This is a genomic window from Bradyrhizobium sp. UFLA05-153 (assembly GCF_054185185.1).
On the sequence record NZ_JBBIAM010000015.1, the window covers coordinates 113,780 to 125,786 of the forward strand.

Annotated in this window: 12 protein-coding genes, 1 tRNA gene and 1 pseudogene; 9 read left to right on the plus strand and 5 right to left on the minus strand. The window is 62.2% G+C overall.

All coding sequences use genetic code 11. The annotated features are described in order from the left end of the window. Positions 1–18 precede the first annotated feature (18 nt). Positions 19–399: a hypothetical protein gene (locus Q2941_RS12015; RefSeq protein WP_458192593.1), complete on the plus strand. Its 381-nt coding sequence runs from the start codon at positions 19–21 to the stop codon at positions 397–399. On the opposite strand, the gene Q2941_RS12020 is transcribed toward Q2941_RS12015, so the two are convergent. Continuing rightward, complete coding sequence (locus Q2941_RS12020) at positions 359–1,918, minus strand: glycoside hydrolase family 17 protein (RefSeq protein WP_458192594.1); 1,560 nt, start codon at positions 1,916–1,918, stop codon at positions 359–361. The two genes, Q2941_RS12015 and Q2941_RS12020, sit on opposite strands and share 41 nt — an antisense overlap. 334 nt (positions 1,919–2,252) lie before the next feature. On the opposite strand from Q2941_RS12020, the gene Q2941_RS12025 reads away from it, so the two are divergent. The 3 genes from Q2941_RS12025 (at position 2,253) to Q2941_RS12035 (ending at position 6,132) form a co-directional block, all read left to right on the plus strand. Then, a complete protein-coding gene (locus tag Q2941_RS12025) occupies positions 2,253–2,831 on the plus strand; it encodes a hypothetical protein (RefSeq protein ID WP_027527963.1) in 579 nt (192 codons plus the stop codon). Between the two features lie 230 nt (positions 2,832–3,061). Beyond that, positions 3,062–5,725: a glycosyltransferase family 2 protein gene (locus tag Q2941_RS12030; RefSeq protein ID WP_458192595.1), complete on the plus strand. Its 2,664-nt coding sequence runs from the start codon at positions 3,062–3,064 to the stop codon at positions 5,723–5,725. Positions 5,726–6,056: 331 nt separating this feature from the next. Further along, positions 6,057–6,132 (plus strand) — tRNA-Lys (locus Q2941_RS12035). A 15-nt stretch (positions 6,133–6,147) separates the two neighbouring features. Here the strand turns inward: Q2941_RS12035 and Q2941_RS12040 are convergent. Further along, entirely contained in the window at positions 6,148–6,360 is a 213-nt protein-coding gene (locus tag Q2941_RS12040; protein WP_458192596.1) for a hypothetical protein, read from the minus strand. Between the two features lie 849 nt (positions 6,361–7,209). Here Q2941_RS12040 and Q2941_RS12045 point away from each other — a divergent pair. Together Q2941_RS12045 and Q2941_RS12050 are read left to right on the plus strand one after the other, a co-directional pair. After that, on the plus strand, positions 7,210–7,482 hold the full coding sequence (locus Q2941_RS12045; RefSeq protein WP_254112472.1) for a hypothetical protein: 273 nt from the start codon (positions 7,210–7,212) through the stop codon (positions 7,480–7,482). A 158-nt stretch (positions 7,483–7,640) separates the two neighbouring features. Beyond that, positions 7,641–7,917 (plus strand): annotated as a pseudogene (locus Q2941_RS12050) (ribbon-helix-helix domain-containing protein). 231 nt (positions 7,918–8,148) lie between these two features. On the opposite strand, the gene Q2941_RS12055 reads toward Q2941_RS12050, so the two are convergent. The 3 genes from Q2941_RS12055 to Q2941_RS12065 all read right to left on the minus strand — a co-directional run bounded on the left by Q2941_RS12055 (position 8,149) and on the right by Q2941_RS12065 (position 9,838). After that, entirely contained in the window at positions 8,149–8,457 is a 309-nt protein-coding gene (locus Q2941_RS12055) for a hypothetical protein (protein ID WP_212461226.1), read from the minus strand. A gap of 416 nt (positions 8,458–8,873) precedes the next feature. Next, the gene (locus Q2941_RS12060) at positions 8,874–9,167 is read right to left on the minus strand and encodes a hypothetical protein (RefSeq protein WP_458192597.1); all 294 of its coding nucleotides are present in this window, start codon (positions 9,165–9,167) and stop codon (positions 8,874–8,876) included. Further along, positions 9,164–9,838, minus strand: a complete 675-nt coding sequence (locus Q2941_RS12065) for a hypothetical protein (RefSeq protein WP_458192598.1) — start codon at positions 9,836–9,838, stop codon at positions 9,164–9,166. The genes Q2941_RS12060 and Q2941_RS12065 overlap by 4 nt, the downstream gene beginning before the upstream one ends. Positions 9,839–10,623: 785 nt before the next feature. Between Q2941_RS12065 and Q2941_RS12070 the strand changes: the two genes are divergently transcribed. The 3 genes from Q2941_RS12070 to Q2941_RS12080 form a co-directional block, all read left to right on the plus strand. Beyond that, positions 10,624–10,839, plus strand: coding sequence for a hypothetical protein (locus tag Q2941_RS12070; protein ID WP_458192599.1), 216 nt, complete (start codon positions 10,624–10,626; stop codon positions 10,837–10,839). Positions 10,840–10,923: 84 nt separating this feature from the next. Then, on the plus strand, positions 10,924–11,451 hold the full coding sequence (locus tag Q2941_RS12075; RefSeq protein WP_458192604.1) for an NYN domain-containing protein: 528 nt from the start codon (positions 10,924–10,926) through the stop codon (positions 11,449–11,451). A 282-nt stretch (positions 11,452–11,733) separates the two neighbouring features. Beyond that, positions 11,734–12,007 (plus strand): IS4/Tn5 family transposase DNA-binding protein (locus Q2941_RS12080; RefSeq protein ID WP_458192600.1); only part of this gene is annotated, 274 nt, incomplete at its 3' end.

Here is a 12,007-nt window from a genome sequence, read left to right on the forward strand (position 1 = left end):
CCCGACCATATTGGCCCCATGAAGAAGAAACCGTTCCGCCTCACGCCCTACCAGGTGCAGTTCCTGCTCGTGGTCGGCTTCGTCACCGTCGGCTACGCCCTCTACCTGCGCTATCTCGCCGTCGAGTTCTCGCAAGTCTCGCTCGCCTGCGACGCCGGCCTGCAGACCGTGATCTGCAAGGCGCGCGCGACCGCGACCGTGCTGTTCAAGAATTCGGTGTTCGGCATCGTCGCGCTCGTGATCGCGACGCTGAACCTGATGCGGCCATCGATCGTGCTGCTGACGCTGGGCGTGATCGCCGCAGGCCTCGGCATCGTGCTCTACAACATCGTGTTGTCGGGGATCGCGATCGGGCTGCTTATTCTGGGCTTTGCGCGGCCCGCGCCCGCCACAGCGTGAGCGCGAACAGCAGGTACATTGCGCAGGTCCACAATGACTGCCAGTTGTCGCGACCCTCGTTGATCAGCACGTAGGCCGCCGACAGCGCCAAGAGGCCGGCAAAGACCGACTCCGCGATCGGACGGATGCCGGTCTGCGGGCGGTTCAGCATCAGAAGCGCAAACGGCACCACCGCCATGGTCAGTGAGGCGAACGGAAAATCGCGGTAGCGCGGATCGAACACGAAACCGAGCGCGGTCTCGGCTGCAATCACGGCGGTCACCGCAAGCGTTATCCCAAGCGCCGCAGTGAGTTTTGACCATTTGCGCTCCTCGCGGGGACCGAGGATATCGAGGAAGGTCGGCAGTCCCCGTCCCGACACCAGCGCCTGCGCGCAGAAGATCGGCGACAGCACGCCGGCAGCAAGCAGCGTACCCCATTGCAGCCAGCCGCCCCAGCCGTAGCTCTCGTAGTACATCTTGTCGAAAGCGATGCCGAACAGCATGCCGGCTGATGTCGCCGAGATGCCGACGCCGAGCCATGCCGAGAAGCGCGGCGTCCAGGGCCGGCGGCGCAGCGTCAGGCCTGCGACTGCGAACACCAGCACGCTGACGGCCATGCCGCCGCCCATGTACCATTTCCAATACGGGAAATTGCTGATCGGCTCGCCCGGCGGGTATTTGAGCTGGCGGCGGACGGAATCGATGAAGCCCCAATAGCCACCGACGGTGCCTTCGAGCTGGCGCTTCCAGGGCTGGTCATAGGCCTCGATCAGGTTGACGCGAAAGCCCTGCGCCTTGGCGAGGGTCAGGATTTCCGACACCACGCGCGCCTGGTTGGTGCGCGAGGGCAGCGCGCCTTCGCGCATCCGCCCTTCGCTCGGCCAGCCGGTCTCGCCGATCAGGATCTCCTTGCCGGGAAATGCGACCGCCATGCGCTGACGGATCTGCTCGACGTGGCCGGCAGCGAACTTGGCACGGACCGGAAAATCCTCCCAATAGGGCAGGATGTGGATCGTCACGAAGTCGACGGCGTCGTAGACCTCGCGATTCTTCAGCCAATACTCCCAGACGTCAGCATAGGTCACAGGAACGGCAACCTGCGCCTTCACCGAGCGGATGATCGCCACGAGATCGGCCGTGGTCATCTCGCCGCGCAGCAGCACCTCGTTGCCGACCACGAGCGAGGTGATGGTGTCGGGGAATTCCTTGCTAAGGCGGACCGCGGTCGCGACCTGGGAGAAGTTCTTGGAGCGGTTGCTGCCGAGCCAGATGCCCTGGATCACCTTCAGCCCGCCGACCTTGGTGGCGATCGCCGGCACCTGATCGAGTCCGTTCTCGATCGAATAGGTGCGAACGCAGTCGGTGATCTCCTTGAGCTGCCGCAGGTCCTGCTCGAGCTGGTCGGCCCCGATGTGGGTCGAGGGGTCGAGCGGTGTCTGGTCGCCGCGGAACGGCGCGTAGGAGACGCATTGCAGCTTGGAACTGGGATCGATGGGCGCGCGCGCCAGCGTGATCGGCGTGGCCAGCCACCACCACACGGCAGCAATCGCACCCAACGATAAGAGCAAGAGCGCCAGTGGCGTACGAAGAGTAATCGGTTCCGTCCTCCGCGAAGGGTCCGTCGATTACCTGCTTGCAGGCCGTCTGCCAAGGGGGCAATACCGACAAGCGGCAATTGCACCTGCCATCCCGCCCCTTTTGCCTGCGGCTCTTCGACCGCCGCACAGCATGGTGACTTTGCTGGACAAAATTCGAAATACCAGTCATGGGATTCAACGGGACTTTTCCGCCGCATTGGAGACCCATTTGGACGGCATCACACCGCGCGTCCGTGGAGTTCTCGCGCGGGCGGTCAGAGAGATCGGGGAATTTATGCGGCGACGGGTGCTTGAGTTAACGAATGCGGTCCTGCGGCATGTTGCCGTCCCCTCCCTTGTCGTTCTGCTCGGCCTTTCAAGCGCGCTCGCCCAGAGCGGCGCTCCCCAGGACCAAGGCAAGGCGGCCGCAACAACGCCAGCCGATGCCGCCAAGGACGCCAACCAGAACCAGCGCCGCACCGACGAGTTCGCCGAGGCGGCGCAGGCCATCAACGGCCCGGCCGGAAACCCCGAATGCGTCTGGCTCGGCCGCCGCGTGGTGCGGCTGATGTGGCGGGATGACCTCGATACCGCCTTCCGCCATCTCGATCTCTACGACCGCTTCGGCTGCCCGGGCGGCCACATCCAGGCGGCATTCCGCTGCCTGACCCGCTTTGGCGGCCAGATCGATCCGAAGGTCGCCGAGACCCTGGACAGCCGCGTGCACGCCTGCTGGATCAATCCGGCGGCGCAGCCTCAGCAGGCCGCTGCCGCGGCGTCGCAGCCGCCGGCGCCGACGACCGGCACTTCGCCGCAGCCGGCCGCAAGCCCTGCGCCAGCCGCGAGCCCCTCACCCGCCGCTCCCCCAAAATAGCCGCGATCACTTCACCCGCCGTTCAGGAACGATCGGCGATACCGGCGATTGGCACTGCTCGTGCTTTTCAGATCGTCGGTGCCCTCAAAAGGCCATGCCGCTAAACGACACGGCGTCATGACAGTTGTGAAAAGGCGTGGCAGAGGTATGTTCCGTTTGCCGCGGACTCGGTCGGATCTCGGGGTCGGATCCGCTTCCCTGCCATCTCAGCCCCGTTTGGTTTAGCCGCGATGCGCGTTGTCGCCGCCGTTCTGTTGCTCGTGTCCGTGCTCCACGCGGGCGTCTGGGGAGTCTTGCGCGACAGGGAGCCCGCCCCCGATTTCAAGGGCCTGCTGCCCAGCCTATCGTACACGCCGTTCGAACCGGGACACGTCGTCGATCCCACCGTCGACTCGGAGAAGATCCGAGCCGATATGAAAAAGCTCTCCACCCTCACGCGCGCCATCAGGTCCTACTCCGCGACGGAGGGTAACGAACTGGTGCCGCCGATCGCCGCCGAGTTCGGCCTCAAGGTCACGGTCGGCGCGTGGATCGACAAGGACGAGGATCGCAACGAGCGCGAGATCAAGGCCGCCATCGACCTCGCCCGCAAGAACAGCAACGTGATCGGCATCGTGGTCGGCAACGAGGTGGTCTTCCGCGGCGAGCAGAAGGTCGAGGACCTCATCGACAAGATCAAGAAGGTCAAGAGCGCGGTTCGTGTTCCCGTCACGACGGGCGAGATCTGGAACATCTGGCGCGACAATCCGGACCTCGCCTCCAGCGTCGATTTCATCGCCGCCCACGTGCTGCCCTATTGGGAAAACTTCCGCTCGGACCAGGCGGTCGACCAGGCCGTCGATCGCTACAACCTGTTGCGCAACCTGTTCCCCGGCAAGCGCATCGTGATCGCCGAGTTCGGCTGGCCGAGCGCGGGCTACAATTTGCGCAATGCCGACCCGGGTGCGTTCCAGCAGGCGCTGACGCTGCGTAACTTCGTCAGCCGCGCCGAAGCCATGGGCATGGATTACAACATCGTCGAGGCGATCGATCAGCCCTGGAAATTCTTCGAAGGCGGCGTCGGTCCCTACTGGGGCATCCTCAACGCCAGCCGCGAGCCGAAATTCGCCTGGACCGGCCCGGTTGAGAATCCCGACTACTGGAAGCTGATGACGATCGCGCTCCTGGTTGGCATTCTCCTGTCGCTGCCGATCATGCGCCTGTCGCAGCCGACCGCGCCGCAGGCATTCCTGCTCTCGGTCACCGCCAACGGCGTCGGCGCCTGGGCCGCCATCGTGTTCGCCTATTGGAACGGACACTACTTCCTGTTCGGCTCGGCCTTCGCGCTGACGCTCGGCATGATCCTGCTTGTTCCCCTTGTCCTCATCGCGATGGCGCGCATCGAGGAGATCGCAGCGGTCGCCTTCGGCCGGCCGCCGCAGCGGCTGCTTGCCAAGGACAAGCCGATCGCCGACGTGCCCGAGAACTACTGCCCGAAGGTGTCGATCCACATCCCCGCTTATTTCGAGCCGGTCGACATGCTCAAGCAGACGCTCGATGCGCTGTCGCGGCTGAACTATCCGAACTACGAGTGCGTGGTCATCATCAACAACACGCCCGACCCCGCCTTCTGGCAGCCGATCCAGGATCACTGCCGCGCGCTCGGTGAACGCTTCAAGTTCATCAACGCCGAGAAGGTGCAGGGTTTCAAGGCCGGTGCGCTGCGCATCGCCATGGACCGCACCGCGGCGGATGCGGAGATCATCGGCATCCTCGATGCCGACTATGTCGTCGATCCAGACTGGCTGAAGGATCTGGTGCCGGCCTTTGCCGATCCGCGTGTCGGCCTCGTGCAGGCGCCGCAGGATCACCGCGACGAAGATTTGTCGATCATGCACTACATCATGAACGGCGAATATGCCGGGTTCTTCGACATCGGCATGGTCCAGCGCAACGAGTTCAATGCCGTCATCGTGCACGGCACGATGTGCCTGATCCGCCGCGCCGCGATGGACATGGCCGGCGGCTGGTCGAGCGATACGATCTGTGAGGACAGCGATCTCGGCCTTGCGATCCAGGAGCTCGGCTGGACCACGCACTACACCCGCCACCGCTACGGCCAGGGCCTGTTGCCCGACACCTACGAAGCCTTCAAGAAGCAGCGTCACCGCTGGGCCTATGGCGGCTTGCAGATCGTGAAGAAGCATTGGCGGCGCTTCCTGCCCGGCGCGAGCCGGCTGACGCAAGACCAGAAGCGCGAATATGGGCTGGGCTGGCTGAACTGGCTGGGTGCGGAAAGCCTCGGCGTCGTCGTCGCCCTCCTCAACCTCGTCTGGGTGCCGATCGTCGCTTTCGCCGACATCGCGATCCCCGACAGGATTCTGACGCTGCCGATCATCGCCGCCTTCGTGGTCTCGCTCGCGCACTTCCTGTCGATGTACCGCCTGCGCGTCGCGGTGAAGCCCGGCCAGATGCTGGGCGCCATGATCGCGGCCATGAGCGTGCAGTGGACGGTGTCGCGCGCGGTCGCGCAAGGGTTGATCACCGAGCACATTGCCTTCGCCCGCACCTCCAAGGGCGGCCTGTCCCGGATGTCGATCGAGTTCCAGGCGTTCTGGGAGGCCGTGATCGGCGCGCTCCTGCTGATCGGCGCCGGCGTCCTGATCGCCTCCAACAGCTACCGGCAGATCACAGAGATCTATATCTTCGCCGGCGTCCTGGTGCTGCAAAGCCTGCCGTTCCTGGCGGCGGTCGCGATCGCCATCCTGGAGCTCAGCCGCATCAACTCGTTCCAGTTCTGGCGCGACAGCGCCGTGCGCGCCGCCGAGCTGATCGGGCTGCGCCCGGTTGCGCTGCCGAGCCCCGCCGGTTCCTCGCAGCCGGTCGCAAGCGAGGTCCGCCGCGAGGCGAACTGACGCGAGCCCGACGGCGGCCGGAGCACTAGGGTCGACGGCCCCGGGATTGGACGTCACCTGCTCTTCGAAGTGGATGACGTTCGTCGGCAGGTTGAAACTTTCGGGCTAAACCACGGAATGGGCGCGGAAATCCCCGCCCTTGCCGCGATCTACGGCAACCTCGCCCGCTATTGACCTCAGCGGCCGCTCCCCCTACACAGCGCGGGCCGAAAGCATGATCCGGAAACAGCCTGCCGGTTTTCCCCGCGACGCGTTACGTTGTGGCAAGACATGCTTCTCGAATGTCCGAAGGCGATGGCGATCGATCAGCGAAGCCATCAAGCGGCCATGGGAGCGCGTAGCTCAGCCGGTAGAGCACGTGACTTTTAATCACGGGGTCCTGGGTTCGAGCCCCAGCGCGCTCACCAAGCAAAATCAAAGACTTAAGACGAAAAACCAAACGATCGAAAACCTCGTGTGGGCACTGTGTTGGCAAATGACTTGCCGGACTGCGTGTCCAGGATCGCGGCGCGATAGTTGTTCGCCATGATCAGCAGCCCTGCCCGCTCCTCCGGCATGCTGCTGCCATCCGCCAACTCCAGGCAGATGCGCTCCATGCGCGCGAGCTCGTCGATGACGTGCTGATGCCGCCCCATGGCCGCGGATCAATTCCGGCCGGCGCCACGCCGTCAAGAGTCCAGCGGTGCATTGTTGGTGCTCGGCCGCGCCGCTAGCGAACCCATAGGGCCAAGAGGGCACACGCGAAGCCTGCCACTAGGACGCCCGCAGCCGTTGCCGTGACCAGGTCAATTGACCAGCGGTGTCGTTTTCCACCGATCAAGTCGAAGTGCCTTGAGTGGCGGTCGTCCCTGAATGTCTGAAGGTGCATGACACGCACTCCCTTGTGCGCGCGTTGGACGATCATTTATACCGCGGCGACCCCACTTTGCCGGGAGCTCCGTAGGGCCGCCTGCTCTCCCGGAGCCAAGGCTGGAGGGGCGTTAGCCCTGGGAGGCAAAGCAATTCTACGCCTTCTAGCAGGGCCCAAACATTAACACTTGAGAATCCTAATTCGCCAAAACCAGTACCCAAAGATCAGTGGTAAGCGCGGGGCCATCCTCCAGGGAGCATCGTCCCAAGCCCGAATCGCGCTAGGGCTGGCTCATGAAGCTCACCACCGAACGCACTTGCTTTCGCTTTCCGGTTGCGGTTCGATTAGGCGATATTTTTTGCATAGAGGGTCAATTATGTTTCGCATGATCGCATTGGCGGTTCTGTTGCTGAGCCCGATCGGATCTCAAGCATTGGCGCAAGACTGCGCACAATATCCGCCGGGGAAGATGCGGTTCGAATGCGCCACCCAGAGCAATCCCGCCGTTGCCGCCAAGCGCCAGCGTTGTGAGGATGAAGGTCGAAAGATGGGCCTCAACAATCAACGGAGCGGAAGCGCGGGCGGGCTACGTCCATATGTGGCGGCGTGCATGCAGCGATAATCCGCGCGACGAGTGACCGACCGAGGCTGGGGGCGGCCTTTCGACGATCCGATAGAGATTGGTGGCCGCGAGCTCGTCACCTTGCGCGATGCTGGCGAGTGCATCGCCGCGCTGCCGCCCAAGGTGCATGACGCACCAGAATGGCAAGCCGCCATGGAGGCGCTGATCCTGGTGGCCGAGCAAGGCGGCCCGACCATGTTCGCCCGGATCGGGATCATGCGGGCCTTGAACAGCCGGAAGCCGCCGCCAGATTCCGGGCCACGACGCAAGAAGGCCAAAGCGTAGGGTAATAGCGAGCGGCTCCCGTCACCGCCGGTTCACGCTCGCGGGCTTCTCTCGCAGCGGGGGCGAAGTGTTGCCTACCGAACAGACGGCACCGAACGACTCGCCCACACTGAAGTCATCCAGGCGAGATTCGTCTTCTGATTGAGCGCGAGGAATCCATGAAATCCCCCGTCGTGAAACGATCCATCGTTGTCGCCAGCCATAAGACCAGCGTCAGCCTGGAAGAGGCCTTCTGGAATGGCATGAAGGAGATTTCCGGCCTGCGCAACATGACGCTGTCGGAGTTGGTCGGCGAGATCGACAGCAACCGCCCGCACGGGCAATCTGTCGTCCGCGATACGCCTCTTCGTCCTCGACTACTTTAAGAACCGCGCCACGGCGGCCCAGCCTCAGCAGAAAGTGCCAGCACTGCAGCCATCCCTCGATGGGGCGTGAGCTCTGAAGCGGGACCGAAGCCTCGACGTTTCACCTAGATGGCGCCTTTCGATGGTCCGATCATGGTTGGCAGACGCACAAATGAACGTACAAGCCGGATCTGCCAGATCTTCATGGGCCTGACACTCGCCCTGATCTCGGCGCCCACACTCTGGTTCGTGATCAAACTGTTCCTATCCTTCCCGAAAGGATAGGCCCGCCAGCGTGAACCGGCGGGCGCGGGAGTGCTCCTCAAAGTTCAATCTCAGTCGCCAAATTCGAACGCACGAGGGTGGTCAAGCCCGCTTTCAATCTTTTCGCTTGCCAGGTTTGAAACGCTGGATCGGCATTTAGTTTCTCAACTGTCGCGCCGTAAGCTGAGAACGTCTCGAAGTTTACTGAGAAAACGAAATTTCCGAATTCACCGACGGCGACGGACCAGAACCTTGGTTTGCCACCGTGCTTGCGCCAAAGCCCGGCGCTCTCCTTAGCCAGTTCGAGTATTCCCGCGAAGTCGGCACCTGGATTTGGTTTGACTACATATTGAACAACTACTGCCATGCTAACCTCCCATTGAAATTACAAAGGTCGCGCGTGCGAGGTTTTGCTACTTTTTCCCGAACGAATTGACGTAGATCAAGTAGAGCTTGCGCGATGTGCCCGTCAGGCCCTCTAACGAAAGGCCTGTGGATGGCATGGCACCTGCGGTGACCACCCGGTGACCGGCGCCCAAGCTGCGTCGCATTCGAGGTATGAGCGCGGGACCGAAGCCGGGAATTTTTTACGTCCCCGACTGATCTCTTTCCCGCGCCCAAGCCAATCGCTGCTCCCCGTGGGGTTGGCTTCGCGCAAACCGGGGCGCCGGGGCCTGGCGCCCCACCACATGTCGTCCGGCTTTACCGCCTACCGCCTCAGCCGGCGGGCGTGCGCGGCCAGCCGCTGGCGGTTGCGGGCTCTATGCGATCGGCGCCTGCGCTTCATGACACCCCCACCAGATCACCGTGCCAGCGCTTGTAGTAGCTGGCTCTGAGCTCCTTCAGCATCTTGGCCAGCTGCCAGACGGCAAAGGTAGCCAACTCCAAATCGTGAAGGCTGTCTTCCGTTGCCGCGCACCGCATGATCAGGTCGTTCGCAATCTCACCCATCCGGTCGACATCGCAAACCGCGCCCTCCAGATCGCGAAAGGCTTCGGCGTGGAGCTTGTCGCCAGCATCTTCGGAGTGGACCTCGGAAAGTTGTTCGGCACTGGGAAATGCGATGATCTCGCTCATGCTTGCCTCTCGATCAGCGCCTTGGCCGCGGTCGCGAGGCTCGAGATGATGACGGCCGGATCGTCTCTGAATGCCTCCCGCTCCCAGTCGCAAAGCTCCTCGGCATAGGTGAGCATCGCCAGCAGGCCGACCAGGGTGGTCGGCACCGTCTTGGCAAACTCGTCGAGCACATCCCATGCCGCGATTGCGGGACCGTCGGTGAATTCGTCCAGGTCGCCGGTGATCGCCTCCCGCTCGGCTCGCCTTTCTCTCCAGCGCTCGAGGTAATGGTCGCGAAGCTCCTCGTTCGCGTCGCCGGGCACAAACTCGATGATGTCCGCGATCGATCCGGCCTCGACATAAGGATGCCAGCCCGGCGGATTGCTGGGCTCACGCATATCGAGCACTTGAATCGACGAGGGCCCGACCGTTTCGTCGGCGAGCCGGCGAAGGCGCTTGGCCTCCGCATAGGCGGCGTCCGACACCGCGACGGCCCTGCGGTGCGCCTCGATCGCCGCGAAGATCGGGTCGGCGGAAGTGGCCGCGGCAGCGGCAGGGAGCACAGCTGGCAGGACAGCAAGGGCGCCAAGCACGTTGCGGCGGGATAGCCCCTCAGCGAGCTCGCGAGACTCGCTGGGAGGCCTTTCGTTGGGCTGGTGGTCGGGGGCGGGTTGAATGGAAAACGAATCCACAGACTCCGCACGCGGCGGAAACGTCGGTCTTTCAATGGTCATGGGTGGTTCTCTGGATTTGCCGGCTTGCTAAGGCCGGGTGCCAGTGGACAGCACTGGCGCCGGGAAGTTAGCAACGCCGCCAGAGACGGCGCGCGACGGCCTTTCCCCGAAGGGTCTTGTATAGCCGCCGCCTTCCCGGCATAGTGGTGCCGTTCACGCTGGCGGCTAACCAGCGCGGCCTAATCGATGGCGAAGTTGATCCCGGCAAGGATCGCCCTGCCATCGCCCTGGTGCCAAGCAGGCCCGGCAAGGCCTTTGGCGGGAGTTGCTAAGCTCCGCCGAGCATCTCATCTGATTTGCGTTAAGAAATCCACCCCCTCGTGGGGCATTGCCTTTGGGCGCGCGTTCCGGTTGAATTCCCCTGGGTAGACGGGGGGAGAGATTATGCGCGGTATGAGGCTCGGGGCAATCGTGCTCCTCGCCATTTCGCTCGGCGGCTGTGGGGTAGCCGGACGGATGCAAGCGAGAAGCGAATACCAAGACTCCGCCGAAAACTACAAAGCATGTCTAGCGGACAATCAAACAGCTCCTCAGAATTGTGAAGCGCTCCGCTTGGCAATGGAGACTGACGAGCGCAAGTTTAACAACGTTTCGGGCAGGGGCATCAGTACCAACTCAGATGTCACCGTTCGCGCCCGCTAGCGATCGCCATCACTGATCTGGTCAAAAATCTATCCCCTCGCTGGGGAAATCTGCTTGCGCGTGCCCGGAGGTTGCGAAAGGCTAGCCTGGGGGGAGCTAAGATGAGCTTCGGACGTATGGGGGCCATTGGTGGCGGTCGATCAGGAAGTGCTGCACCCGTGACAAAATACGCTTTCGTCGACGGCGGCTTCATCGACGCCATGGTGAAGAAGGCCTCAGGTTATTTTGGGCTGGATCTCAGTCAGAGCGTGATTGACTATCGTGCAATCGCTGGAGGTCGTCAGCGGACTTTCTATTACGATGCTCTGCCAGCTTAAAAAGACAACGAATCCGAGAGCGACTACGAACAACGGGTTACACTCAAGCGTCAACGGTTTGAGCTAGTGAACCGCACCCCCTTCATGCATGTGCGAGAAGGTCTAACGCGAGGGCAAAACAAAACTCTGCGGCAAAAGGGAGTGGACATTCTTCTCGCAATCGACGTCTTCAAGCATGCGACCTCAGGCCACATGTCAGAGGCTCACATCATGACAAACGACCTAGACTTCTTCCCTCTTTTTGAGGCGCTGCGAGATACTCCGGTCGCTGTCCATTTACATTGCTATCCTGCCGGCACTTCAAGCGAATTGATGGCACTAGCAGACGTTGTCGTTCCTGTTAATCCCTTCAAAATCCTGCAATGGATGCAGCACCAGTCCCGGGAAAACTACGTCGAATGGAATTTGCACTGGAGTGAAATCAATCCTCAGAAGCTATTCAAGACGGGCAACTACGAGGGCCTTGCTTTTGAGATCTATCAAGACGATGGATCACCATTTGTCGCGCGCGCGATGGCTCATAATCCACTCAGTCTGATGCGCTCCGCCAAGTGGGAGCACATCGTCCAAGACTTCGAGGCGCGCAACGGCAAGCGAGTTTATTTTGACTGACCGGCGGGCATCTCCACACCCACCACGCGCGGTGTCTTCCGATCATTTCGAGGCCCAAGGGATTGATAATTTGCCGGTCTATCCCGGTGCCGCTTTGATGGCGGCATGCGCAAGCCTGTCCGCCGCGAGAACCCCACACCGCCCGGTCACCGTCCGGTCAAGCTTTCAATTACCCACAAGTGCTTGATTCATTTGCGGGAGGCTCGATCGAAGAATCTTGAATCGGATGAATCGCTTGTGATTCATTGTTGAGCACCTGAATCGCGACGGCGAGGTGCCTTCATGTGTTCGAGCGGTGCGATATCTCGTCAGTCGGCGGGCCCGGATGGTCACCAGGATGATCGTGATGAAAGCGCCGTCGAACACTGGACTGAGCGCGAGATCGACAAGACGGCTTTCAAGGACGCCCGTCTTGGTCAACGATTTGGCGAGCTGTTAAGGCAAATTGGTGATGGCATGGGCGGGAGCATACCGTTCGCGTGCCAAGACTGGGCGAACACGAAGGCAGCCTACCGCTTCTTCGCCAACGAGCGCGTGGAGGAAGCCGACATTCTTA

Coding starts and splice junctions, on each gene's coding strand:
- Q2941_RS12015 (WP_458192593.1), top strand. CDS start 19: ATGAAGAAGAAACCGTTCCGCCTCACGCCCTACCAGGTGCAGTTCCTG.
- Q2941_RS12025 (WP_027527963.1), top strand. CDS start 2,253: ATGCGGCGACGGGTGCTTGAGTTAACGAATGCGGTCCTGCGGCATGTT.
- Q2941_RS12030 (WP_458192595.1), top strand. CDS start 3,062: ATGCGCGTTGTCGCCGCCGTTCTGTTGCTCGTGTCCGTGCTCCACGCG.
- Q2941_RS12040 (WP_458192596.1), bottom strand. CDS start 6,360: ATGGGGCGGCATCAGCACGTCATCGACGAGCTCGCGCGCATGGAGCGC.
- Q2941_RS12055 (WP_212461226.1), bottom strand. CDS start 8,457: ATGGCAGTAGTTGTTCAATATGTAGTCAAACCAAATCCAGGTGCCGAC.
- Q2941_RS12060 (WP_458192597.1), bottom strand. CDS start 9,167: ATGAGCGAGATCATCGCATTTCCCAGTGCCGAACAACTTTCCGAGGTC.
- Q2941_RS12070 (WP_458192599.1), top strand. CDS start 10,624: ATGAGCTTCGGACGTATGGGGGCCATTGGTGGCGGTCGATCAGGAAGT.
- Q2941_RS12075 (WP_458192604.1), top strand. CDS start 10,924: ATGCATGTGCGAGAAGGTCTAACGCGAGGGCAAAACAAAACTCTGCGG.